Origin of the sequence: Sulfitobacter dubius (genome assembly GCF_027214245.1) — a bacterium.
Taxonomy (GTDB): Bacteria; Pseudomonadota; Alphaproteobacteria; order Rhodobacterales; family Rhodobacteraceae; genus Sulfitobacter; species Sulfitobacter dubius_A.
The window spans coordinates 432,179-456,099 of record NZ_JAPWHM010000004.1 but is presented as its reverse complement, the minus strand read 5'-3'; the positions used below and the strand labels follow the sequence as shown (position 1 = coordinate 456,099).

At 58.3% G+C, this 23,921-nt stretch carries 19 protein-coding genes; 9 read left to right on the top strand and 10 right to left on the bottom strand.

Annotated elements, in window-relative coordinates; all coding sequences use genetic code 11:
- Positions 1 to 10: 10 nt before the first annotated feature.
- From O4H31_RS12260 to O4H31_RS12245, 4 genes are all read left to right on the top strand, one after another.
- Positions 11 to 2,992 carry a helicase-related protein gene (locus O4H31_RS12260; RefSeq protein WP_269346148.1) on the top strand — a complete coding sequence of 994 codons (2,982 nt, stop codon included), beginning with the start codon at positions 11 to 13 and terminating at the stop codon, positions 2,990 to 2,992.
- Positions 2,993 to 3,376 (top strand): RNA-binding S4 domain-containing protein, encoded by a 384-nt coding sequence (locus O4H31_RS12255; RefSeq protein WP_269346145.1) that lies wholly within the window; start codon positions 2,993 to 2,995, stop codon positions 3,374 to 3,376. It begins immediately after the preceding gene.
- 52 nt (positions 3,377 to 3,428) lie between these two features.
- Entirely contained in the window at positions 3,429 to 3,764 is a 336-nt protein-coding gene (gene fdxA, locus O4H31_RS12250; RefSeq protein WP_093925769.1) for a ferredoxin FdxA, read from the top strand.
- A gap of 315 nt (positions 3,765 to 4,079) precedes the next feature.
- Entirely contained in the window at positions 4,080 to 4,592 is a 513-nt protein-coding gene (locus O4H31_RS12245) for a CarD family transcriptional regulator (protein WP_007120274.1), read from the top strand.
- A 52-nt stretch (positions 4,593 to 4,644) separates the two neighbouring features.
- Here the strand turns inward: O4H31_RS12245 and cobS are convergent, their stop codons facing one another.
- Positions 4,645 to 5,451: an adenosylcobinamide-GDP ribazoletransferase gene (gene cobS / locus O4H31_RS12240; RefSeq protein ID WP_269346139.1), complete on the bottom strand. Its 807-nt coding sequence runs from the start codon at positions 5,449 to 5,451 to the stop codon at positions 4,645 to 4,647.
- 79 nt (positions 5,452 to 5,530) lie between these two features.
- Between cobS and cobT the strand changes: the two genes are divergently transcribed.
- Complete coding sequence (gene cobT / locus O4H31_RS12235; RefSeq protein ID WP_269346137.1) at positions 5,531 to 6,544, top strand: nicotinate-nucleotide--dimethylbenzimidazole phosphoribosyltransferase; 1,014 nt, start codon at positions 5,531 to 5,533, stop codon at positions 6,542 to 6,544.
- Positions 6,545 to 6,588: 44 nt separating this feature from the next.
- Here cobT and O4H31_RS12230 read toward each other — a convergent pair whose 3' ends face one another.
- Positions 6,589 to 8,502, bottom strand: coding sequence for a monovalent cation:proton antiporter-2 (CPA2) family protein (locus O4H31_RS12230; protein WP_269346136.1), 1,914 nt, complete (start codon positions 8,500 to 8,502; stop codon positions 6,589 to 6,591).
- An 18-nt stretch (positions 8,503 to 8,520) separates the two neighbouring features.
- Positions 8,521 to 8,976 (bottom strand): Lrp/AsnC family transcriptional regulator, encoded by a 456-nt coding sequence (locus O4H31_RS12225; protein WP_269346135.1) that lies wholly within the window; start codon positions 8,974 to 8,976, stop codon positions 8,521 to 8,523.
- A 138-nt stretch (positions 8,977 to 9,114) separates the two neighbouring features.
- Between O4H31_RS12225 and hppD the strand changes: the two genes are divergently transcribed.
- Positions 9,115 to 10,209 (top strand): 4-hydroxyphenylpyruvate dioxygenase, encoded by a 1,095-nt coding sequence (gene hppD / locus O4H31_RS12220; RefSeq protein WP_269346133.1) that lies wholly within the window; start codon positions 9,115 to 9,117, stop codon positions 10,207 to 10,209.
- 77 nt (positions 10,210 to 10,286) lie between these two features.
- On the opposite strand, the gene O4H31_RS12215 is transcribed toward hppD, so the two are convergent.
- Positions 10,287 to 13,127 (bottom strand): hypothetical protein, encoded by a 2,841-nt coding sequence (locus tag O4H31_RS12215; protein ID WP_269346130.1) that lies wholly within the window; start codon positions 13,125 to 13,127, stop codon positions 10,287 to 10,289.
- Between the two features lie 169 nt (positions 13,128 to 13,296).
- Here O4H31_RS12215 and O4H31_RS12210 point away from each other — a divergent pair, with 169 nt between their 5' ends.
- The gene (locus tag O4H31_RS12210) at positions 13,297 to 13,998 is read left to right on the top strand and encodes an SIMPL domain-containing protein (protein WP_269346127.1); all 702 of its coding nucleotides are present in this window, start codon (positions 13,297 to 13,299) and stop codon (positions 13,996 to 13,998) included.
- 51 nt (positions 13,999 to 14,049) lie between these two features.
- Here O4H31_RS12210 and O4H31_RS12205 read toward each other — a convergent pair whose 3' ends face one another.
- On the bottom strand, positions 14,050 to 15,342 hold the full coding sequence (locus tag O4H31_RS12205; RefSeq protein ID WP_269346125.1) for an O-acetylhomoserine aminocarboxypropyltransferase/cysteine synthase family protein: 1,293 nt from the start codon (positions 15,340 to 15,342) through the stop codon (positions 14,050 to 14,052).
- 77 nt (positions 15,343 to 15,419) lie between these two features.
- Positions 15,420 to 16,424, bottom strand: coding sequence for a hypothetical protein (locus tag O4H31_RS12200; protein ID WP_269346123.1), 1,005 nt, complete (start codon positions 16,422 to 16,424; stop codon positions 15,420 to 15,422).
- A 93-nt stretch (positions 16,425 to 16,517) separates the two neighbouring features.
- Here O4H31_RS12200 and O4H31_RS12195 point away from each other — a divergent pair, with 93 nt between their 5' ends.
- Together O4H31_RS12195 and O4H31_RS12190 are read left to right on the top strand one after the other, a co-directional pair.
- Positions 16,518 to 17,093: a hypothetical protein gene (locus O4H31_RS12195; protein WP_269346121.1), complete on the top strand. Its 576-nt coding sequence runs from the start codon at positions 16,518 to 16,520 to the stop codon at positions 17,091 to 17,093.
- Positions 17,094 to 18,690: 1,597 nt separating this feature from the next.
- Complete coding sequence (locus O4H31_RS12190; protein ID WP_269346118.1) at positions 18,691 to 18,999, top strand: hypothetical protein; 309 nt, start codon at positions 18,691 to 18,693, stop codon at positions 18,997 to 18,999.
- 82 nt (positions 19,000 to 19,081) lie between these two features.
- Here O4H31_RS12190 and O4H31_RS12185 read toward each other — a convergent pair whose 3' ends face one another.
- From O4H31_RS12185 to O4H31_RS12170, 4 genes are all read right to left on the bottom strand, one after another.
- Entirely contained in the window at positions 19,082 to 21,175 is a 2,094-nt protein-coding gene (locus tag O4H31_RS12185) for an NADAR domain-containing protein (protein WP_269346116.1), read from the bottom strand.
- 278 nt (positions 21,176 to 21,453) lie between these two features.
- Positions 21,454 to 22,092 (bottom strand): recombinase family protein, encoded by a 639-nt coding sequence (locus O4H31_RS12180; protein WP_269346114.1) that lies wholly within the window; start codon positions 22,090 to 22,092, stop codon positions 21,454 to 21,456.
- 391 nt (positions 22,093 to 22,483) lie between these two features.
- Positions 22,484 to 23,131: a non-canonical purine NTP pyrophosphatase gene (locus O4H31_RS12175; RefSeq protein WP_269346112.1), complete on the bottom strand. Its 648-nt coding sequence runs from the start codon at positions 23,129 to 23,131 to the stop codon at positions 22,484 to 22,486.
- Entirely contained in the window at positions 23,131 to 23,889 is a 759-nt protein-coding gene (locus O4H31_RS12170; protein WP_269346110.1) for an SIR2 family protein, read from the bottom strand. Before O4H31_RS12170 ends, O4H31_RS12175 begins: the two co-directional genes overlap by 1 nt.
- Positions 23,890 to 23,921 lie beyond the last annotated feature (32 nt).

Sequence of the window (23,921 nt, the reverse complement as noted above, 5' to 3'; positions counted from 1 at the left end):
GGATAAACAGGTGGCAGGCAATAAGCGTGTCGTGGCCGTTCTCGGCCCGACAAATACCGGCAAAACGACCTATGCAATTGAGCGGATGCTGGCGCATCGGACCGGGGTGATCGGCCTGCCGCTGCGGCTGTTGGCGCGTGAGGTCTATGACCGGATCGTCAAGGCACGCGGGCCCTCGGTCGTGGCGCTGGTCACGGGCGAAGAGCGGATCGTGCCGCCGCGCACGCAGTATTGGGTCTGCACGGTTGAGGCGATGCCCCAAGAGATGGGCGCGGATTTCGTGGCCATTGATGAGATCCAGCTCTGCGCCGACCCCGAGCGGGGCCATGTGTTCACCGACCGCTTGCTGCGGGCGCGTGGTCTGCATGAGACCTTGTTCATGGGGTCTGATACGATGCGCGGCACCATCGCGGCGCTGGTTCCGGGTGTCGATTTCATGCGCCGCGACCGGATGAGCGAATTGGTCTATTCTGGTCAGAAAAAGATAAGCCGAATGAAGCCGCGCAGCGCTATTGTCGGGTTTTCAGTTGAGAATGTATATGCCATCGCCGAGCTGATCCGCCGTCAGAAAGGCGGTGCAGCCGTGGTGATGGGCGCGCTTTCCCCGCGCACGCGCAATGCACAGGTTGAAATGTATCAAAATGGTGAGGTCGATTATCTGGTCGCTACCGATGCCATCGGCATGGGCTTGAACCTCGACGTCGATCACGTTGCCTTCTCGGCGCTTAGCAAGTTTGACGGGCGGCGGATGCGTCCACTTGCGCCCAATGAGTTGGCGCAGATCGCGGGCCGGGCAGGGCGCGGGTTCAAATCGGGCACCTTTGGCACCACCGGCGATGCACCGGCGCTGGACGATGGCGTGGCGCGGGCAATCATGGACCATAACTTCACGCCTCAGAACAAGGTGAACTGGCGCAACCACGCGTTGCAATTTGGCAGTATCGACCGACTGATCCAAACCTTGGAGATGCCGCCCGAGGATGAGCGGCTGGTCCGGGCCCGCGAGTCCGACGATCTAAAGGCTCTCAAAGCGCTTGCCCAAGTCGATGAAGTTTTTGCCCGGGCGACCGACGGCGCGTCCGTGCGGCTGCTCTGGGATGTCTGTCGCATTCCCGATTTCCGCGGCATCAGCCATGCCGAACATGCGGGGCTTTTGGAGACCATTTTCAACGACCTGCACCAGCGCGGATATATCCCCGACGATTGGCTCGCACGACAAATCAAGAGAATTGATCGAACCGATGGCGACATTGATGCGTTGTCCAAACGACTCGCGTTTATTCGCACATGGACCTACGTTGCGCAGCGCAAGGGCTGGACAAAGGACGAAAGCCATTGGCGCGACACGACGCGTGTCGTAGAAGACCGCTTGTCGGATGCTCTGCATGAGCGTTTGACTCAAAGATTTGTAGATCGGCGCACATCCGTATTGCTGCGCCGGCTTGGACAGAAGGAAGCCATGGTGGCCGATGTAAACGAGACCGGTGAAGTCACCGTTGAAGGTGAATTTGTAGGCAAGCTGGACGGGTTCCGCTTTCGGGTGGATAAGGGCGCGGGCGCGGCCGAGGACAAGACGGTGAAAACCGCCGCATTGCAGGCCTTGGCTCCGCAATTCCATCTGCGTGCCGACCGGTTCTACAACGCACCCGATACCGAGATTGATTTCACCGAACAGGGCGGCCTGATGTGGGGCAGCGCTGCGGTTGGTAAACTGACCGCTGGCAGCGACGCGTTGAAGCCGCAGGTCGAGGTCTTCGTCGACGATATCGCCGGTCCCGAAGTGGTGGAGAAGGTGAAGCGCCGACTGCAGCACTTCATCGACCGCAAGGTTGCAGCATTGTTCGAGCCGCTGCTGGGGCTGAGCAAGGATGAGACGCTGACCGGCTTGGCCCGTGGCTTTGCATTCCAACTGGTTGAGAATTTCGGCATTCTGCCGCGTGCCCAAGTGGCCGATGATGTAAAAGCGCTGGATCAAGACGCCCGTGGCGCGCTGCGCAAGCATGGCATCCGCTTCGGCCAGTTCACCATCTTTATGCCGCTAATGCTCAAGCCCGCGCCGACGCGCTTGCGTCTGGTGCTTTGGTCGCTGACTAAAGGGCTGAACGAATTTCCTGAATCGCCTCCTCCCGGGTTGGTAACAATCCCGGTCGAGGCAGACGCGCCTGCGGGTGCCGACACGATGTCGGGTTACCGCAACGCTGGCAAACGCGCGATCCGCATCGACATGCTGGAGCGTTTGGCCGATATGCTGCGCGCCGAAGATTCCCGGGGTGGGTTTGAAGCCAAGCCCGACATGCTGTCGATCACAGGGATGACGCTTGAACAATTCGCCGACCTGATGGAGGGCTTGGGGTACAAGGCCGAAAAGGACGAGCGGACCAAGGTGAAACCGGTTGATGTGGTGATGCCCAAAGACGGCAGCCATGATGCGATGGGCGCCTCTGCTGATACCAACGTCCCTGAAAAACTCGACAGTGATCTTGCTGCTGATGACTCGGCGGACAAGCCCATCATGGATGTGGCGGCGGAAGAGCCTGCAGGCGGGATCATTGAGACACCTTCGAGTGAGACCAACCCCGACGACCGCCCCGGTAATGTGGCCGCCATTCCCGATGATGGTATTGCCCCCATTGCCGACGTGGCCGCCGAAGACCCAGAGGTCGACACCACAATTCCCGAGGTTCCGGCCGAGGAAATTCCCCAAGGCACGGCGCCGGATGCCGATCTGGCAGGGCCGGAGATGGAGACCTTCTATACCTTCACATGGTCGCGCAGCCCCCGTGGAAATGCCGGCAACCGCCGTGGCGGTGACCGTCCTCACGGGCAGGGCAAGCCGCGCGGCAAACCCGCTAAAGGCAAAGGGCGCAAGCCCGGTGGCGACAAGGGTGGCAAGGCGCAGAATTTCTCCGCCCGTCCACCACGCAAGGAAAAGCAGATCGATCCCGACAATCCATTCGCCGCCGCGCTTATGGGGCTGAAGGACGACAAGTAAGTGGCAGCGGGCGAGAAACTACGGCTCGATAAATGGCTGTGGCACGCCCGCTTCTTTAAGACCCGCTCGCTCGCTGCCGCTCAGGTGGCGGGCGGCGCGGTACGGATCAACGGCACCCCCACCCAGAAACGCGCGAGCAACGTCGGCCCCGGCGATGTGTTAACCTTTGCCCAAGGGGATCACGTTCGGGTGATACAGATCGATGCAATCGGCCTACGCCGCGGTCCAGCGCCCGAAGCGCAAGCGCTTTACACCGATCTGTCCCCGCCACAGCCGAAACCAAAGGACATACAGCCCGAAAATCCCGGCTTTGAGGGAAAGGGCCGCCCGACCAAGCGTGACCGCAGGCAGCTTGATCTTTCTAAGGCACGCCACCTTGAATGATCCCGCGCCCCGGTTTAGCTAGTCCCTCACATACCCAGCCAGAGTTTCCCGCATGACCTATATCGTGAATGACGCCTGCATCGCCTGCAAATACACCGACTGCGTCGAAGTATGTCCGGTGGATTGCTTCTATGAAGGCGAGAACATGCTGGTGATCCACCCCGATGAATGCATCGACTGCGGCGTCTGCGAGCCTGAGTGCCCCGCCGATGCGATCCGCCCGGACACCGAGCCGGACATGGAGAAGTGGGTGGAGTTCAACCGCAAGTATTCCGAGCTTTGGCCCGTCATCATCACCAAGAAAGATCCGCTGCCCGAGGCAGAGGAAATGGACGGCAAAGATGGCAAGATGGAGCTCTTCTCGGAAAAGCCGGGCGAGGGCGGCTGAGGCTCAGTCGATTCGCGCTTTGTTGCGGCTTTGTGACCTCAAAATTTCGGGTTAAACCGCTGAAATGACCGGGAAACCGCCGAGCGTGACTTGGTGTAGCTTTCGGAAGGCGTGATTCTGTGGTATGATGTCTTCAAGCTGTAACACACGAGCCTGATAATGTTTCGACCCTGCTGCCAAGGTTGACCTCACATTTCTAGATCAGACGCACCCGAACGCAAGCCGCTCTGGCGGTGCTTCGTATGCGTTTTGACGTGTTGTTCAGGTATATGAAGTAATGGCGGGGTTTCCCCCGCGCGCCAAGGAGCGACCTATATGACCAAATCGAAAAAGCTTGATTTCCGCCCCAATGAATTCGTCGTCTACCCTGCGCATGGCGTGGGGCAGATCGTCTCGATCGAGGAGCAGGAAGTTGCCGGCATCGCGCTGGAGCTCTTCGTAATTTCCTTTGAAAAAGACAAGATGACCCTGCGGGTGCCGACCCATAAGGCAACCGAAATTGGCATGCGCGCCCTGTCGACGCCCGATGTGATCAACCACGCGATGAAGACACTTAAGGGCAAGGCCAAAGTCAAACGCGCCATGTGGTCCCGCCGCGCGCAGGAGTATGAGCAAAAGATCAACTCCGGCGATCTGATTGCCATTGCCGAGGTTGTGCGCGACCTGCACCGCACCGACGACCAGCGCGAGCAGAGCTATTCCGAGCGTCAGCTTTACGAAGCCGCACTTGAGCGTCTGACACGCGAAGTGGCCGCTGTTTCGGGGGGCGATGAACTTGCCGCCGCGAAACAGGTGGGCGATGTGCTGGAAAGCCGCGTCGCCGCCTAAGGGCTTCGCAGGTTAAGAAGATGCCGCGTCCCCTAGGGGCGCGGTTTTTTCGTTAGGGGATGGCCTGCCAGCCATAGGCCATCATCTGACAGCCGGTTAGCAGGGCGATCTCTGTCACCTGTTGGGTCGCGCCCAGCACATCGCCGGTCTGCCCACCAATCTTGCGTTTGGCGATCTGCCGCACCACCAGCGCCCCGAGCAGCCCCAACAGCGCCAAGCGCCATGCTGAATAGTCCGGCGCGACCACGATCACCACCACCCCGATCAGCACTGCCACCGCCGTCGCCAATTCGCCGGGCCGGCCGGTGCGGTTTGACAGCCCATCGCGGCGTACCGTCGGCAGGCTGTCCATTACCCAGACCATTGCCGCGCGTGACCCGCAGGAGGCGATGACCAACGCCCAGATCAGCGCCTCATCCGTGATCAATTCGCTGATCAGATACCAGCGCAGCAACAGCGACAGCACCAGCGCCACCACGCCGTAGGTCCCGATCACACTGTCTTTCATGATGCGCAGCCGTTTCTCTGCCGTCCATGCGCCCCAGAAGCCATCGGCGCAATCGGCGAGACCGTCTTCATGCATCGCCCCGCTGAGCATCACCAACGCAAGCAGCACGAAAGCTGCCGTCAGCGGCGGGGTTGCCCCCATCCGCGTTAACGCCAGCCCCACGGCCCCCGCGACCAGCGCCAGCACAATGCCTACCAGCGGATAGGCCCAAGCACTGCGGGCCGGGGGGCGGTGCGGCTCGGTCGGGAAGTGGAAATGCGGCAGGGGCAGGCGGGTCAGCAAGGCGAAGGCCACCGCGATATCGCGGGCGGGAAAGGCCTGCCTGAGGGCGGTGATGTCGGGAATGGCCATTATTTCGCCCCTTCGGCACTTTCAGCGCCGACAGGCTAAGGCTAGAAACGGTTGGATATCAATCCGCAAAGGGCCGCATATGAACACGTCTTTCGCCAGTCTTTCCGAATTTCGCAGTCTTCTGCGCGCCATGCCCGCTTGCGACAGCGCCGCGATGGAAGAGGCGCGCGCCCATGATAGCATCCTCACCAAACCTCCCGGTGCGCTTGGCCGGTTGGAGGATCTGGCGATTTGGTACCGAGGTTGGCGCGGCGGCGCACGGGCTGAGATTACAGCGCCGCAGATCATCGTTTTTGCGGGCAACCACGGGGTTGCCGCGCGGGGTGTCTCGGCCTTTCCGGCAGAGGTGACCGCGCAGATGGTGGCGAACTTTCAGCACGGCGGGGCGGCGATCAACCAAATCGCGCGGGTGAATGGGGCGAGCCTTGATGTGGTCCCGCTGTCATTGGACAGGCCGACCAAGGATTTCACCGTTGAGCCAGCGATGGACGAGGATGAATTCCTCGAAGCGCTGTGCGCCGGTTGGGAGGCGGTGAACTCTGAGGCCGATCTTTTGGTCGTGGGCGAAATGGGCATCGCCAACACCACCTCTGCCGCCGCCCTTGCCAGCGCGATCTTGGGCGGCGGGGCCGAATTCTGGACCGGGCGGGGCACTGGGGTGGATGATGCGGGCCTGTCGCTGAAAACCGACGTCGTGGCCGAGGGCGTCGCCCTGCACGCGGACAAGGGCGACGGGTTGGAGAGCCTGCGCCGCCTAGGTGGCCGCGAACTGGCCGCGATGGCCGGGGCCATGGCACGGGCGCGGCAGCTGCGCATCCCGGTGATCCTAGATGGTTTCATCTGCTGCGCCGCCGCGCTTGGCCTCGCGCGCACCACGCCGGGCGCGCTGGATCACTGCGTTGCGGGCCACCTCAGCGCCGAAAGCGGCCACCGGCGTCTGCTGGGCGCGATGGACAAGGAGCCGCTGCTGGAGTTGAACCTGCGGCTCGGCGAAGGCTCTGGCGCGGGCTTGGCGATCGGCATTCTCAAGACCGCCCTTGCCTGTCATGCGGGCATGGCCACCTTTGCCGAAGCGGGCGTGAGCGACGCATAGCGCGGTGCCCGGCAGCCCCCCGGGAAGGGGGCTTGCTGCCCGGTTCAGGCGCTTTCCCTGCCTTTGTTCTCGCCTAGATTGAGAAAGGCTGTTTCCAAGTCTTTCTGCAATTCTTTCGCCCGGGCGACATAGGCAGCGTTCTGCGAAGGGGGCACATCTGGCCGCCATAGGGCTGCTAATTCGCGAACCGAGTCCCGGTCATGGGCGTAGAATAGCTTTTGTGCCTCATTTGCCTCGAAGTCCGATAGCCCCATGTTTTCCAATACATAGCGCCCGGCTCTGAGGGAGCTGTCGAACATCTCGCGCACGATGTCATTCGACCCGGCCTGATAGTGGCGATAGACCTCTTCGCGGTCGCGCGCACGGCTGACGATATGCAGATTCGGGTTCTCCTTGCGCGCGTAAGAGATCAGAGAGACCGCCGATTTTGGGTCATCAAGCGCCACCACCAGCACGCTGGCCTCTTGCAAACCCGCCTTGCGCAGAATGTCGGGCCGCGTCGGATCACCCAAAAACCCTTTGAAGCCAAAGCGCCGCATGACTGCGATGGTCTCGGGGTTGTGGTCCAGCACGACGGTTTGAAAGCCGCTGGCCTGCACCATCCGGTTCACCATCTGCCCAAAGCGCCCCACGCCCGCGATGATCACCGGACCGCTGCTGTCGATCTCGTCGGCGATGACGGGGGCGCTGTCGTCAAGGCGTCGGCTGATCAGGTCGTGCAGGATAAACAGCAGTGGCGTGATTAGCATGGTCAGCGCCACCACCAGCAAGAGCGTCTCGCCAATCGGGTCGGGCATAACACCGGTCGCGAGGGAGAAGCTGACCAGCACAAAGCCAAACTCCCCGGCCTGCGCGAGTGCCAGCGTAAACAGCCAGCCATCGCGTCCTTTCAGACGGAACAGGCGGCCCAGCACCATGAGGATCAGCGCTTTGACGATGATGACCAAAAGCGCCATGCAGATCAGGATCAGCGGTTTTTCGAACAGCAGGACAAAGTTGATGCCCGCGCCGACGGTGATGAAAAACAGCCCCAAGAGCAGCCCTTTGAAGGGTTCAAGGTCGGTCTCTAGCTCGTGGCGGAACTCGCTGCTGGCCAAGACCACACCGGCGAGGAAGGCACCAAGCGCGGGCGAGAGCCCAACCACCGTCATCAGCGAAGAAATCCCCACCACGATCAGCAACGCCAGCGCCGTGTACATCTCGCGCAGTTTGGCAAGGTGGATATAGCGAAACACGGGCCGGGTCAGGTAGATGCCGACGAGGATGATTGCCGCGACGGCCCCAATGGTCACCAGCGTCACGCCCCAGCCGGGCAGGCTTTGGACAAAGGTCTGGGCGGCATGGGCGGCGTCATTGCCGTGGCTGGCCTCCGCGCTCAGATGCGCGTTCTCGACCTCTTGGGGATCAAGTGAAATCGCCCCGTTGGGCAGGATCCCCCCTGCAAGCCCCGTGGCCAGCAGCGGCAGGAAGGCGAGGATGGGGATCACCGCGATATCTTGGGTCAACAGCACCGAGAAGACGGATCTGCCCCCCTGCGTCCGCATCAATCCCTTTTCCGACAGGGTCTGCAATACGATCGCCGTGGAAGAGAGCGCGAGCGTCAGACCAATCGCCAGCGCCACACGCCACGGCTGGTCATAGGCCATGGCGATGGCCATCAACGCCGCCGTCGACAGCAGCACCTGCAACCCGCCCAAGCCCAAAAGCCGATGCCGCATGTCCCACAGCGCGCGGGGCTCCAGTTCCAACCCAATGAGAAACAGCATCATCACCACGCCGAATTCCGCGAAATGCTGCACGTCCTTCGTCTCGGACCCGACGAGGCCCAGCACCGGGCCGATCAGAATGCCCGCCGCGAGGTAGCCCAGCACCGACCCAAGCCCCAATCGGGCGGCAATCGGCACGGCGATCACGGCGGCGGCCAGATAGACGGAGGCTTGGAACAGGAAACCTTCCATTGCGGTCCTCTCTCAATGTCAGGTGGGCAGCGGCCCGTCCTGTTTCAGTTGGTCCATGACGATCTGACTATGCACCCGGCTAACGGCCTGATGCGGCAGAAGAACATCGTGAATGAGCCTGTTAAGGCTTGGCAGATCGTCACAATAGACCCTCAGGAGATAGTCCGCATCCCCCGTCATCGTCCAAACGCTCACAATCTCGGGACGGGTGGCCATAAGCCGCGCAAAGCTGGCCGAATGCTCTGGCCCGTGGGTGCCCAGATGCACCTGCACAAAGCCCTGCACATTGAGCCCCATCCGCACCGGATCAAGCCGCGCATGATAGCCGCGAATATAGCCCTCCGCCTCCAACCGCTGCCGCCTGCGCCCGGCTTGGCTGGAGGATAGGTTGAGCTCTAAGCCCAGTTCCTGCGCCGTGAGGTGGGCGTTCTTTTGCAGCGCCGTCAGCAGCCGCCGATCTGTTTCATCCAACATGATGCGTATTTCCCGCATTGTTCCGCCCCAATATGCGCTGGTCGCGCGAAAATGACCAGAACCATGCTGCTAAACGCGCAAACACCGCAGAGCCGGCATCGTATCATGGGCTAAATCCCAAAAGCAGAGGAGACTGACATGGGCCCTTTCCCACATGACGCCCCGAAATCGCAGATCACGGCAGAGAACCCCGCTGGCACCGATGGTTTCGAGTTTGTCGAATTTGCCAGCCCCGACCCGCAGGCGCTGCGCGATGTCTTTACCAAGATGGGCTATGCCCATGTCGCCAATCACAAGACGAAAAAGATTGAGCTTTGGCAGCAGGGTGACATCACCTATGTGCTGAACCACGACCCCGAAGGCTTTGCCGCGCGTTTCGTCGAAGAGCACGGCCCCTGCGCCCCCTCGATGGGTTGGCGTGTGGTCGATGCGCAAAAGGCGTTGGAACATGCAGTCGCCAAGGGGGCCGAGGAATACAAAGGCGATGGAAAGGTGCTGGACGTGCCTGCAATCATGGGGATCGGCGGCTCGCTTATCTATTTCGTTGATCAGTATTACGACACCTCGCCCTACAATTGGGAATACGACTGGATCGCGACCTCCAAACCCGAGGGGGTGGGGTTCTACTACCTCGATCACCTCACGCACAATGTCCACAAAGGCAATATGGACGTCTGGTTCAAGTTCTACGGCGACCTGTTCAACTTCCGCGAGATCCGGTTTTTCGACATCGAAGGCAAGTTCACCGGTCTCACCAGCCGCGCGCTGACCTCGCCCTGTGGCCGCATTCGCATCCCGATCAACGAAGACCGCGGCGAGACCGGGCAGATCGTGGCCTATCTGAAGAAATACAACGGCGAAGGCATCCAGCATATCGCCGTGGGCGCGCGCGATATCTATGACGCCACGGACGCGATTGCCGACAACGGGCTGAAATTCATGCCCGGCCCGCCCGAGACCTACTATAAAATGAGCAAGGACCGCGTGACCGGCCATGAAGAGCCGCTGGACCGGATGCAGAAACACGGCATTTTGATCGACGGCGAAGGTGTGGTCGACGGAGGCGAGACGCGCATCCTGTTGCAGATTTTCTCGAAAACGGTCATCGGCCCGATCTTCTTTGAGTTTATCGAGCGCAAGGGTGATGACGGGTTCGGCGAAGGCAACTTCAAAGCGCTGTTTGAATCGATCGAGCAAGAGCAGATCGACAACGGCGAGCTTGAGACCTCGTAAGAAATGCACATCCGGGGAGGGGTGAGGGGGCGCTTCGGCGCCCCTTTTTGCGCGCGGTGCGGGCAGTCGAACCGGCGTTAGTTCGGCATCTTCAGCACGACATTGCGGCCCCGGCGGACATAGCGCAACTCGCTGTCGCCAATCGCTGAGACGCGGCCCCCATCGATACGGTCACCCACCTCAACCTTTTGATAGCGCCCATTGCTGAGCCGGACCAAGGCGCGGCGGTTCGATGGTTTGCCGTAGACCCCGATCAGATTGACGTCCCGCAGGTTGATCGCATTCTTCACCGTGGCCTGTTTCGCGACCGAGGTTTTGGACGGAAAGCGCGGCTGCACCGCTTTGGGGGCGACGCTGGCGACCTGCGCGGGGGCCGCATCGCGGGCGGCGCGTTTCACGATCCGGTCAAAATTGCGGGGCCGCGTATCGGGGCGGCGTGACTGGGTGGTGGCCTGTTTCGTGGCGTTCTGGATCGCCGGAGGTGTGGCAAGCGCGGCGGCCACGGCGCCACTGGTGTCAATCGGATCAACGGTCACTTCGGGCGGGGCGGCAGCGACAAGCGCTTCTTCTGCCTCTTCCTGCACCGATTTTGGCCGCAACTGCGGGCGCAGGCCCGCCAGTTCGGAGCGCGTCAGCCCATCAAGCTGGGCGCGTTCGGTGGTTTCTTCCAGATCATCGGGCCGGTCGCGGGGCCGGGCCTCTGCCAAGGCGTTATCGACCTCCGGGGCCACCGGCTCGGCCTCGGGCCGGGTCAGTGTGGCGGGCGGCTCGGCAGAGGGGCGGCCAAGGTAGACCAGATGCCCATCGGGGCTGAGCGCCCCTTGCGCCGAGGGTTTGACCAGACCGCGGGCGTCCAGCGCAAACTGCGTACCTGCCGCTACGGGAGAGCTGACCGCGCCGGGGGCCGTATCGGTGCCAAAGGCATCGACCGAGGGCAGGGCCACGGCATCTGTCGTGCTGCTGATCGGGTCGATGCTGGTGAGATAAAGGTCGTCGATATCAATCGCCGCAGCCGGGGCCGGGGGCACGTCCGGTGCGCGGGCCCAGATGCCGGTGGTGGCATATTTGGCGTCGATCTCGGCCTCGGTCATCTCGGTCAGGGGGCGAGGCTCGGGATCGCGCAGAGCGTCGAGCACGGCACCGTCTTCATCGGTCAGACCGGCGTCCAAAGCGGCGGTCTCAATCGCGTCCGGCTCAGCCGGTTCTGGGGGCAGCACGGCGATTTCTTCGTCGATGCTGGGCGTCTCCGCAGGTGCCAAGGCTTCGGCGGTACTGCGCGGGCTGCGATCGCCAAAGAGCCGCGAGAGGGCGCTGCCGTCGTCAAGGAAGATCGAGGCCCAAGCGGCGACACCTGCAAGGAAAACCAAGAGCGCCGCTGTCAGGATCAGGCCAAGGAAACGAGGCTTGCCGCCGACTTCGTTGCGGCGGCGGGCGCCGAAAACGGTCATTCGATCGGCTTCTGAGGCGGGGGTGGCGGTGGCCGCGGCAGCCGGAGCCGACCGGCGGTCTTTCGATGCCTTGGGCTTGCGACGGCTAAGGAAAGCCCCACCGGAGGAGCGCGCCTCGGGCGTCAGGGAGCTGCTGTCGGGTTGGGGAGCTGCGGCCACTGTCGCGGCGGCGGTGGCTGCCGGTTCGACGGGCATCTGCGGCGCCAACGGGGCCGCGGCGGGCGAAGGCGCGCCGACGGGCAGCGACGCAGTGCTGGGCGCGGGTGCTGGCGATGGTTCCGGTTTCGCTGCGGGCGGAGGCGGCGGTGTCGCGCGGCTCGCACCACCAAGGCTGGGCGCACTCTCATTCCCGCCACGGCGGCTTGCGAAACCCGCAACAGGGGCGCTGCGCGACGGCGGGGCAGAGAAATCGACCTTGCGCGAAGGCTCTGACCGCGGGGCGGCGGGCGGCTCGGCCTGTGCTGCGGCTGCTGCGGCCAGGGGCGCGGCGGAGGCCGCAACGCTGCCGCTCGCGGGGGGCGTCGATTGCGGGGCCGTCTCAGACGGTTCTGCGGCGGGCGCAGGGGTATCCAGCGCGGGCAGGTCCTCTTTCAGGGGCGGTGGCGTTTCTTTTGGCGTGGGGGCCAGTTCAGCCTCTACTGCGGGGGCTGACGCTTCTGTTTCCTCTGTCGCAGGGACCCCTGCCGCGTTCAGCGCGGGCAGGTCTTCCTCAAGGGGCGGGGGCGTCTCTTTGGGGGTCGGCTCCAACGCCGCCGGGGGTGTTTCCGGCGATTCCTCTGGGGTGAGGTTTTCTTCTGCCGGCGGCGGTGTCTCTTCGGGCGTAGCGGGGAGATCAGGTTCCGCTACGGGTATGTCAGCCACGGGCGTTTCGGCCACGGGCGTCGTCTCATCCGTGTCCACGATCGGCCCCGCAGGCGCGCTCATCACGCCGGACATCACGATGGGCTCCGCTTCGGGGGTCACGGTTTCGCCGGGGTCCAAAAGCGCCGATGCGGCTTGGGTCATGCCGAAATGCGGCACGCCGACAAAGGCCTCGGCGGCAGGGGCGGCGGCAAAGCTGACCGGGTGGAAACGGTGCTCCACCGCAAAGGCTTCGGCCTCTTCCAAGGTTTCGCGGGCCACGGCGGCCACATGGCTTTGCGTTCCATCGGCGTGGACGTCAAACACCAGATCAGCCACCGGATAGGGCGTTGCCCCCTCAAGCGCCTCAGCCGCTGCGGCACGGCGGGCGGCGGTGTCCATTCCGGCGGTGTCGATGGCAAGGTATTTGATCTGCGCATCCGGGATCAGCAGCAGGCTGCGCAGCCCGCCCGGCTCCAACGCTGTCGCGGTTTTGCGCAAGACCGCCAGTTCTGCCGCCAGATCGGCACTGTCGAGTGCCACTTCACCAACAAGCTGCCAGCCGCCTGATGTGCGGTGGAGCAAACGAATGCCGTCGAACGACAGGGAGAGGGTAAAATTCGGCTTCATCGGGGTCGACTTTAGCATGGGGTCGGGCGCACTTACAGACGCGCCGCAGTCTTCGCGAAGGATAGAGCAGGAGTTCGCCCAAGGGAAGGGTGCGTACCGCGCAGGTGCTTGTCAGCGGGGGCCCGCGATGGGCAAATGGCGGCGCATTGATGCACGGAAAGGAGCGAACATGCGACTGATGAATTGGGTGGCGCTGGCCTGGATGGCGGGGGCTGGCATGGTCTCGGCTCAGCAGGGGCCGGAAGAGGGGATTATCGTCACCGGCCAAGGCAGCATCGCCGCCGCGCCCGACATGGCGACGATCACGCTGGGCGTGACCGAAGAGGCCGAAACCGCCAAAGCCGCGATGGACAAGGTGACCGAAGCGGTCTCTGCGATCCTGACCCAGCTTGACGCGCAGGGCATCGCGGCGAAGGACCGTCAGACCAGCCGCTTCTACCTGCGCCCCGTGCATGACCGCCGCCCCGTCGAAAATGGCGCGCCGCCGCGCATCACCGGCTATGAGGCGGGCAATTCGGTGACCGTAAAGGTCCGCGATCTGGACCGTCTTGGCGCAATGATGGATGCGGTGATCGACGAAGGTGCAAATGATTTCAACGGTTTGGAATTTGGTCTTCAAGACCCGAAAGACGCGCTGGCCGAAGCGCGCAAAGCCGCGGTTGCCGACGCCACCGAACGCGCCCGGCAACTCGCCGATGCCGCGGGGGTGAAGCTGGGCACGCTGATCCGCATGACCGAGAATTCGCATTCCCAGCCCAAGATGTTCGAGGCCGCCCGCATGGGCATGGCGATGGACAGCGCCGTGGCCGAAGGCGAGGTCGAGCTGCAGGCCGAGGTCTCTATGACCTTCGCGATTGCGCCGGGGCAGTAAGCCGCCTTGGATGGAAAATCCCCCGCCGAGGTGATCGGCGGGGGCGAAGGTTTAGCTGGTCGCTTTGGTCAGCGCCTGATCCAGATCGGCGATCAGATCGTCGGCGTCTTCGGTCCCGATTGAGATACGCACCACGCCCGGCCCGGCCCCTGCCGCTTCTTGCTGCTCTTGCGTCAGCTGTCGGTGGGTGGTCGATGCCGAGTGGATGATCAGCGAGCGCGTATCGCCCAAGTTCGCCACATGGCTAAAGATTTCAAGGCTGTTGACCAGTTTCACGCAGGCGTCATAACCGCCTTTGACCGCAAAGGTGAAAAGCCCGCCCGCGCCTTTGGGGCAGACCTTTTGCATCCGCTCGTGATAGGGCGATGACTTCAGCCCGGCGTAGGTGACGTAATCAACGCGGTCGTCCTGTTCGAGCCATTCGGCCACCTCCACCGCGTTCTGCACATGGCGGTCCATCCGCAGTGACAGGGTTTCGATCCCCATCAGCGTGTAATGCGCCGCCTGTGGGTTCATCGTCATCCCCAGATCGCGCAGCCCGATGGCGATGCCGTGGAAGGTGAAGGCCATCGCGCCGAAGGTCTCGTGGAATTTCATCCCGTGATAGGCTTCCTCAGGCTGGCTGAGCGAGGGGAATTTGTCATTCGCGGACCAGTCGAATTTGCCCGAATCCACCACGCAGCCGCCCATGACGGTGCCATTGCCGGTGAGGTATTTTGTTGTGGAATGGACGACCAGTGTGGCTCCATGCTCAATCGGGCGGCAGAGGTAGGGCGTGGCGCTGGTGTTGTCGATGATCAGCGGAATGCCCGCCGCATCGGCCACATCGGCGATGGCACGTACATCCATGATATAGCCGCCGGGGTTGGCGATGGCTTCGCCAAAAACCGCGCGGGTGTCATCGTCAATGGCATCGGCCACGGCCTGCGGATCGTCGAAGTCGACGAATTTGCAGGACCAGCCGAAGCGTTTGATCGTATGGCTGAACTGCGTGACCGTGCCGCCATAAAGACGGGTAGAGGCGACGATATTCTTGCCCGGTCCCATCAGCGGGAACAGCGCCATGATCTGCGCTGCGTGACCCGATGAGCAGCAGACCGCACCGACACCGCCTTCGAGCGTGGCAATCCGCTCTTGCAGGACGGCATTGGTGGGGTTGGTCAGGCGCGAATAGATGTAACCCACCTCTTGCAGGTTAAAGAGCGCCGCCGCGTGATCGGCATCGCGAAAGACATAGGCCGTGGTTTGGTAAATCGGCGTTTGCCGCGCGCCGGTGGCCGGGTCAGGGTGGGCACCGGCGTGGATTTGCAACGTGTCAAAATGATGATTGGGGCTATCGGCCATCGGTCTGTCCTCTCAGAAAAATGGATTTCGCGCAGCCTAGGCGCAAAGGTCCATCCAGACAACGGGGGACAGATCGGTCAGCGCATCCAAAAGCCGTTGGATTTGATCCGGTTGCGGATCGCCTGTTCGCGGCGCGGCAGGTTGTCTTGATCAAAGAGCGCGCGCACTTTGGCGCCGCGCCCTTGATAGACCATCCGCTTGATCGCATCGCGTTCTTTCAGCAGCTTTTTCATCCGGTTGGGGGCGGTGATGGTCTCTAAAACCTCAATCGCATGATCGCTTTCGCGGGCATAGAGCAGCGGCAGAAACCGGTAGTGGCAGGTCACCGAGCCATCCAGCAAGCCAGAGGGCAGGGCATCCCGCCCGCCGCCGAGGGCGTGGATCACCAGCGGCAGCACGATTTGGTCGAGCCATGGATCAAAGCTCTGCGCGCAAAGCTCCACAGGAGGATCGTCTCGTACCGCCAGCGCATAGCGCAGAAACAGCGCGCCAAATTCGTTCGGGCAGCGGTAGTAGAAGAACCCGGCGTTAAAATAGAGATAACGGCGCCAATATTCGTCCGGCTGGTTCAGGTCGAGGCTACTTGCAAAGTCGAGGTCGAACTTGTCGTAAAGTGATTTCCACAGTCCGGTATAGCCCGGCCCGTACAATTGCGGCTCTGGCCATGTCCCCTCGCGCCGCAGGGAGGCCGATGGCCGGTTGAAATCAAAAGGCACCGCGGCCAGATCGCCAGTGATCAGCGTATCTGTGTCAAAGAAAACAAAGGGTTCACCCGCGGGCAGGGCGCTGAGCATCTCGATTTTATTGCCATAGGGGTAGGCGCTGCCGAAATGCTGGCTCTCGAAGGGGATGAACTCTGCCCCGAGGTCGGTCAGCGCCTCACGCAGCGCGGTGTCGGTGATACGCGGGTCGTTGTCCCAAAGCGGGCCGGGCTGCGGCTCGGCGATCAGCAGGCGGCCTTGGAACTGCGGGCAGGAATGGCGCAGGGAAGCGGCAAAGAGTAGCGCCTCATATGCCAGCCGGCCCTGTTGCCCCACGATGACGACGTTGAAAATTTGCGGGGAACGCGAATTGCGTGTCATAGTTACGTGCGGCCTCATGTTTTTTGGCCAGTATAGGGGCAGGCGTCTCTTGGCAAAAGCCAGCAAATTGAGCGGCCTGCAGGAGGGTTCGGAATGTTCGATTTTGTCTTTGCCGTGATCGCGATCAGCCTTGGCGGATCAGCCGCCCCTTTGGACGGGGTTGGCCGACCGGATGCGCCGATGCCGGTGCAGGCCCCGGCGCGCCCCGCAGCACCGGCCAGTCCGGCAGCACCTCTCGCACCCGCAGAACCGCCGCGGGCGTTCCACATGGCGGCCGTGCCCCCCGGATTGGTTGCCGAAGATCAGACCCCCACGGGCCGGTTCACAACCGCCGCGGAGGTTAAGCCGATCCTGAACGCCACGCGCGGCAGTTGGATCGCGGTGCGGGAGTATGACGGGCAGGACCTCGTCTATGCCACACATTTGTGGAGCTGGCGATGCGGGCTGGCCGCCATGGCGATCGCGGTCAACGACGCGCCGATGCAGGACTGGCCGATGCCCCCCTGCCACGAGGAGCTGCCTTCGCCCAATGCGATTCTGGATGACGATCCGCTGCCGTATCTGACGTTCGACCTCGGGTCTGTTCAGACGGTTCGGGTTCAATTGGTATACGACGATCTGAGCATAGAGCTTGAGGCATTTTCGAGGGGGGATGTGCTGATCCCGTGAGGCGGGTACGTTGCCGTCGCGCGCAGGATTGAACCAACGCCCCGACCGTAGCGGTGGCGTAAATCAGTGTCGTCGTAGAAGGATAAAGTGGTGGGCGACCCTGGAATCGAACCAAGCATATAATTCTATGCCATATTTAATGACTATTATACAGTGGCTTAGGGGAGGTAGCCAAAGCCGTATCCGCCATATTGTATCGAATAACGGCAATTTTGTATCGAATTGGTGAGGATGACAGAACGCTTGTCTTTGTAGCTACCGTCATTGCTTGATGAAAATAGCGTATTTTTTGTGGGGGGCTGGTAGAATCGAATCTGCGGCGCGATTTTGTTGGATGGGCGGCTTTGGCAGGCGGTACCGCAAGCTCAGGGCCAACTTTACTTGAGTTTATGTGATGTGGCATTTATACAACAATTGTATAATTTTATTTTAAACGAGGCAGTTTTTTCCGAAAATTGGGAAGAATTGGAATTTGTCTGACTAAATAGAGTTAACGGCTGAAAACTATTCGGTGTTTCAGACGGTCATATTAGGGCAGTTCCTGAGAAGTCACTGGTTAACTTGATTGAGAACCTAGGGCAGAGTGCAGTTAAAACCCGAAAATTTTTGGCCAAGCAATCTAAGTAGGTCGCAGGCTAAATTTTAACTAATCAGCAAATACAGACTGGCTGAATAAAAATTCCTGCTAATGATAGGGGCCATGCTACACTGCAACCCCTGAGCTTCCGTCTTGCCACTTGATCAGCACTCGGAAGTTGCCGCTAGACGAAGTGGAGAGTAAAAGGAGACCGGCTAACCGCCCTTTCCTGTTGAGATACAGGTTTCTTTGATCAAGTGTGTACCGGGACGTCATTGAAGACGAGACACACCTCACCTTGCGGAAGGTGAAGTGTGTCCAAACCTCATTGAAATTATTTGGAATTTAAGAAATTCCAAAGATTCAAAAAAAATTTCTGAATTCTATAAAATTTTTAAATATAATCTCATATCTATTGAGCCTTAAAAATCGATTAAAATAAATTGCATGCGAAGCATTGCAACACCGAAGGTGCTTTTTAAAGCTTAATGAGAATCTCTTTTCCAGAGACTTTTAAATCTCAATGACGATCCATTAAAATGAACCAGTATGGAGTGAGGAACGAAGTGACAAACCAAAGTGCTTACCTTTTGGCGGACCTGGATATTCAGCCAATATGTAGCTCACCTAGTATTGAAGAGAAGCTCAGTGCAGAACAAGTTCGGCTTATGCGCTGGGCTCTGCAGTGTCTAATTGAGAAATATCCGGATCGTAACGCGCGTGGGCGGCCTGTTGACTGGACGGAATGGAAGCTCTTCCTCTCAGCAGGACATGTGTGCCGTTTCGTGTGCAATGACTTGGATGCAGAAGAAGGCCACACCGTCTTTCGTCAGGTTCTAGATACTTCGTCATTCGGCGAGCAACTAACCATCAGACAGCTTAGAGCGCTCTTTCACTACATTATCCGTAGCGAACGGTGGGGTGACATGGGCGGAGACAGGGGCGGAAATACTCTGTGGATATTTCTGGAATCTGATGCAGCTGAAGCGGTCCGCAAGCGTTTGAGTGAGGTTTAGGGGCATGGGTTTAGTCGATGAGAAAGAGCTCCAGGCTTGGATGAACCGCTGCTTCCCGATGCCAAAAAGCATCGCAGAGCAAGACCAACGCTTTCGAGAGAAAAGATCAGCACCCTGGTCCAAAGACCAAACCGAAATCGAGTACTATGCTATCTGCGTCTACCAGTACCTCGTCTTCAACGAAATTGAGAACACTAAAAGCGAGCTAAGACTTCGTATCATGGAGAAGTTTCCGGACGCCCCAGGCAGTCGGATTGAAGCTGCATTCGTGTACGCTGAGCAGCGGATGATGGAAGCCTTTGGGTATGAGTGATTTCGTCAAATTCAGAGAAACGGAATTTCCAGCTGATCCCGCGCAAAAAGCCAAGGCTTCAGTCTAATGTATTTTACACAAGTCACTTACCGCTACCATCCACAAGTTCTTCCTTATCGACAATAGCTTCGGAAACTAGAATTTTCCGGTCCAGGTTTCGAATCTGCATCAGCATGCGGCCTAAGACGTTGCGACCCCTTTTGCCGCAAACGCCCCAATAAGTGTCACCCCAATCGTTACCCTCGATGAGGTATTTGTCGCCGGTGTCACGGAGCATCTTGTAGAGGCCCGAGTACGAAAACTTTTGAATGAGAAGCTGACACATTATGTCTGCTTTCACATCGTCCCAGTCCGCTCGTACATATCCCAGGATTCTTAGCTGGTTTGCCGCTATTTTCGAGCTCCCTGCATTGAAGGCCGGGTCAATAAACAAATTTGGCAAATCCTCGGTGGTTACCGCTACGCCTCTTGGTGCAAGGTTTTTATTGATAATGTCTAGGTGATTTTGCGTCACGCTAGCCAGCCCGTGTTCTGTGAACTTCATAGCCTGATATGCATGCTCAACAGACAGATAATCCTTGCCAAGATACCGGATCGGCACCTCGTGAAAGTTTGATAGAAAAGTTTTTCTGAAAGAGTCAATTTGCTCGTTTGGCGCGAGTCCCTCGATAAATTTCTCAGTAGGGTTATTGATCAGATCAATGTAAACTCGCCCTACAATTTTGCGTTGTAGGTTAGCAGATGGATTCAGATATCGCTCATTAATGCACTTTACCATCTTCCTGCTTTCAGAAAGTTGTCTCAAGTCTGCTTTGGGGTAGATGCGCTTCGATACAGGGAGGACACTTACAGCAAAGTTATAGCATGACCGATCAGCAATTTTAGTTCTTGTTGAACTGTTGCGATCCAATTTACTTCTGATTACGTCGGCTTCTGCGATAGCGGGGTGCTTCATAGGGCGGGCGCCGACCGCGCGGAGCGAATCTGCAACTAGTTGGATGGTTCTACCCGTCGAGCTATTGTCGTCCACGATTAGAACGCGCTTCCCCTTTAAATTGACCTTCCCGGTTCGAAGAAACCTCTGAATGGAATTTGCGCTAGTAAAATTTTTGCCATCGAAGTCGTGCTTGATCGAATGGAGTGAGACTGGAACTAAAAGCACCTGAATGTTTGCGCGTTGAACAAGTTGATAGGCGGTTGATTGTAGCAGCGAGAGTTCGGTCGAGCCTGCGGGTAATCCCACAATCAATTGAGGCGGCTTGTTGAACCACGCGCTCCCTAGGGCGGCACCTGCGTTCACCAAAGGGTGAGATGCCTCTGGACGTGTCATATGGCGCGAAGAGAACACGCCGTTTTTATACTCTTGCAGAATATGTGCCTGAAGCTTTCTGAACGTCTCACTATGCTCAATTAAGTACTTGTGACTTCGCTCAGTCATAGTTTTAATGCGACCCATCGTGCCGTAGAATAATTCGACAGACGCTTGGGCTAGGATTTGGCTTTCTCGCCGTAGTGATTGATAAGCGGGCCGCTCCAAATAATAATGTCCAATCTTCTCTTCATAAAGAAAGCTGTTCAGCATGGTGAGTACCGAATTTTTTACGTAGTCAGCAATCCCTAACCGATAAACGTAATCTAGTTTGCCCTCTAAGGCCAAGAGCCCCTCTTCATAATCTTCCCGGTATGTTGCCAGTTTTTGACGAAGCTCATAGGTCGGGTTCGCCGAAATGGTATAACGCGCACCTCTAAGGTGAATCTTGTCGCGAAACTCCGTCGCACGTCTCGATCTACAAAAGAATGGCGGACTGGATGAAGCAAAAGCCTTACTATCCAGCATAACCGAACCGTCTATGGAGAATAGCCCAGAGTTCATAATGCTTCGCGGTTGAGCGAGGTCTGGACTATAGGAAAACTCTCCAGCGTTATCTAAGATTGAGTTGGGGCTAGCGAGCGAAAGTATAGTTTTCTTAACTGAATAACCGCTCTTGGCTGTATCCGGTACTTCTATTTGATCTGTCCGGTAAGCATCTGCATCAGAAAGAAGAATCTGTCGGTTGAAATATAACTCTGAAAAAGCTTCGATCTGGGATTTTCGGTTTGAAATTGCTTGCTGAATTTCCGCAAAGTTCAGTGCCGGGTGCGATCCGTGAAGCCCTGATTTATTGATGCTATACATTGTGCTCGCTTGTTGTGTAAATGTCGATACCTGGCTGAACATCCGATAGCAGAGCGCAACCTCTCGTACAATCGCGGGTTACGTGAGGAACTGAGTAGCCCCGGCTCTTTGCGCTGATCAGTCGACAGGTCTGTCCGCTCAGAGCGCAGCGTGATTGAAGTTTACAGACCTACTCGCCTGATCTTTGGTTCAAGCGAAGCTCATTGAGATAATTGACGTCAGCTTAGTGTCACTTGTGCCGCAATCTGCTTGTGCATAGCTCTAATAACTAACCCAAGCTAGCTTCCCCATTTTTCTAGGGCTTCTTGGGCTCTTTCCGTGTTGTCCCTAATCCGGAGGACAGTCTGCCGGGAAAGGCCGCAATCACGAGCAATCTCACTTATCGTGCAGGTGCCTAGCGCCAGCGCGTTTTTTACCCGATTGAAGGTGGCCATATTATAGCTTGGCTTCTTCCCTCGATACTTGGTTCGATCCGCTTTCGCATGAAGGATTCCGGCTTTCTGGGCTTCTTTGGTAGCTTCTGCCTGAGCCTGTGCGGTTGCTGCCATGAAGGCGATGAGCGCATCTCTAACGGCCTTCTGAACCGGCTCTATAGTAGAGCCATCAAATGTAAAGTTGTTGATGACAGTCCGGATAATTACTCCCTTCCGCATGAAAGCACGTATCGTCGTTGTCACGTCATCATAGTTGCGGCCTAGTCGGTCCACCCATCGAACGACAAGCACGTCGCCAGCGCGTAGGATATCGAACAGCCGCTTAGCTTCAGGCCGGTCACGGAAGGGGATGGCAACTCCGCTTACACCGTCATCAGTAATGACGCGGTCAATCTTAAATCCCGCGTTCTTTGCGTGGGACAGTTGATGTTCAGCGGTTTGATCGGCGGTTGATACTCGGGCGTAAAGAATTGTTTGTTGCATTTACAGAATCGTCCGTTAGGGTTGTGTCCTTATAATAACATGTCCTTTGAGGTAAACCAACGCTTGTGGACAGGGCAGGGCGCGCGATCGATGCTGTACGTCGGGGTATAACCTATCGGACATATGCGTGAATATTCTGTGAAATGACAAATCGAGATGGGTCATCAATGAGGAACGATAACGCCCTTGATAGCGCAATTATTATCAAGGTCAGTTTCCTGCTAAGATGGAAAGTGTAGAGACTTTGCTTGGCTCCACGTTTTCGTTGTGGCTCTTTGGCTTTGCGGGCGGTACCTATCCGCTCTCGACCCGAGCTGTTCTTTTAGTTCCCTGGTAAGCTTATTTTGACAATGTTTAAAAGGTTCGTCCGGTGATTAAGCTGAAGCTGAGGCTACCTTGGAAACATGATTGGGTCTTTCTTCAGCATGAATTCTAAACATTGTACCATCGCCTTTTTAGACTGCGACAACTTAATCTTCTCCGCCAGCCCATTTTCCCCAGCCGAAATCTCGGCGTAAGTAAGTCCTTCGGGTGCGTCTAGGGGAATAAAGACAGTGTCCCAGTAGAACTCCCTTTCACCTCGTGGCGAGGCTGAGAGTTTCCCTTGGGTTTCACCGACAAAAGTAAATACATTCATCCCATCGCAGTAACCGACAACGGCCCTTGCTGTAACGTTAGGGCCTGCCCAGGATACACTTTTGAGGAAGCCTTTTGCGTCCAAGGCGTCCCACATGGGTTGGGTCAGACCGCCAGGGTAGTTTTGTTCGGCGTAGCGGTTAAGAATAAGTCCGGCGTGTTCGACAATGCATGGCTCCAGAAGGCCTTTGTACGCTGATATCGCTTTGTGGCGCACCATCGTTTCGAGGTTCCTTTCTAGGGGCTCGTCTGTTGCGACCGGCGGGAACTCGACCTCGAAATAATCTGCAGCCGAAACTTCGGCGCCGTGAGGGTTCACTAGCAGTTCGGAGGCTATGACACGTTTAACTTCCTCATGCTTGAATTTACTTCTCGTAGCGTATCTGATCTTGATCTTTTCCACTAGCCAGTCATCTCCCGCAACAAGTTAGCAATATCAGTTTCGCGAGCTCTTCCATCTATTGATATGACTTCGATATTCCTTGCATGAAATAGCCTTCGCTCAAAGTCGGAGGGGTTCACATACGCTATGTAAGCACGCTTGCCGACAAAAGATTGTGGAAGTTTTCCGAATACATCATTGAGCCTGCGGAAAAGGTAGGCAACGTTTGCATCATTAAAGCTGTACCCGATGAAAAGAAGAACCTTTCCAAGCACATCTGATCTTAATTTGTAGTCCAGAGCGTCTTCAAATCTCATCCTACGACCGTAATCTGACTCAGTTAGAACCATCGCGTCAGGCCGATTAAAATCTCCGTGAAACTTAACCACTTGAGTTTTCTCATGTAGAGACTGGCTCAGTTCGTGTTCAGACGAGACTGTTACCACCTCGCTTCCGAAAGCCCTAAGAGACCGCTCCAAGAAATCATCGTAATTGGTTGTATAGAAGAGGTTGCAATGTTCGAGTTTGGAGAGGGCCTGGTGTATTAGAGAGGATGTCAAAGCGCTTTCGGGAGGGTCCATACTCTTATGAAGCCAGTTTATCAGTGGCTGCATGCCATCCTTCTTAGCCTTAACATATTCAAGAATTTGTAGGTCGGAACCGCGCATTCTGAGTAGGGCAGGCTCCTGCGCTCCAACTTGCATTGCTGCTTGATCAACAAGCTGCGCCCATGATGGCCCGCGTCGCTGTTCGCCTGCCACCTCCCAGGTTACTGCCATCGAAGCACCAGCGCCAACAAAAGGAATAACAC

What these genes read in the sequence shown, in the direction of transcription:
- fdxA (WP_093925769.1), top strand. Translation starts at nt 3,429, where the DNA reads ATGACCTATATCGTGAATGACGCCTGCATCGCCTGCAAATACACCGAC.
- O4H31_RS12245 (WP_007120274.1), top strand. Translation starts at nt 4,080, where the DNA reads ATGACCAAATCGAAAAAGCTTGATTTCCGCCCCAATGAATTCGTCGTC.
- cobS (WP_269346139.1), bottom strand. Translation starts at nt 5,451, where the DNA reads ATGGCCATTCCCGACATCACCGCCCTCAGGCAGGCCTTTCCCGCCCGC.
- cobT (WP_269346137.1), top strand. Translation starts at nt 5,531, where the DNA reads ATGAACACGTCTTTCGCCAGTCTTTCCGAATTTCGCAGTCTTCTGCGC.
- O4H31_RS12230 (WP_269346136.1), bottom strand. Translation starts at nt 8,502, where the DNA reads ATGGAAGGTTTCCTGTTCCAAGCCTCCGTCTATCTGGCCGCCGCCGTG.
- O4H31_RS12225 (WP_269346135.1), bottom strand. Translation starts at nt 8,976, where the DNA reads ATGTTGGATGAAACAGATCGGCGGCTGCTGACGGCGCTGCAAAAGAAC.
- hppD (WP_269346133.1), top strand. Translation starts at nt 9,115, where the DNA reads ATGGGCCCTTTCCCACATGACGCCCCGAAATCGCAGATCACGGCAGAG.
- O4H31_RS12215 (WP_269346130.1), bottom strand. Translation starts at nt 13,127, where the DNA reads ATGAAGCCGAATTTTACCCTCTCCCTGTCGTTCGACGGCATTCGTTTG.
- O4H31_RS12210 (WP_269346127.1), top strand. Translation starts at nt 13,297, where the DNA reads ATGCGACTGATGAATTGGGTGGCGCTGGCCTGGATGGCGGGGGCTGGC.
- O4H31_RS12205 (WP_269346125.1), bottom strand. Translation starts at nt 15,342, where the DNA reads ATGGCCGATAGCCCCAATCATCATTTTGACACGTTGCAAATCCACGCC.
- O4H31_RS12200 (WP_269346123.1), bottom strand. Translation starts at nt 16,424, where the DNA reads ATGACACGCAATTCGCGTTCCCCGCAAATTTTCAACGTCGTCATCGTG.
- O4H31_RS12195 (WP_269346121.1), top strand. Translation starts at nt 16,518, where the DNA reads ATGTTCGATTTTGTCTTTGCCGTGATCGCGATCAGCCTTGGCGGATCA.
- O4H31_RS12190 (WP_269346118.1), top strand. Translation starts at nt 18,691, where the DNA reads ATGGGTTTAGTCGATGAGAAAGAGCTCCAGGCTTGGATGAACCGCTGC.
- O4H31_RS12185 (WP_269346116.1), bottom strand. Translation starts at nt 21,175, where the DNA reads ATGTATAGCATCAATAAATCAGGGCTTCACGGATCGCACCCGGCACTG.
- O4H31_RS12180 (WP_269346114.1), bottom strand. Translation starts at nt 22,092, where the DNA reads ATGCAACAAACAATTCTTTACGCCCGAGTATCAACCGCCGATCAAACC.
- O4H31_RS12170 (WP_269346110.1), bottom strand. Translation starts at nt 23,889, where the DNA reads ATGGCAGTAACCTGGGAGGTGGCAGGCGAACAGCGACGCGGGCCATCA.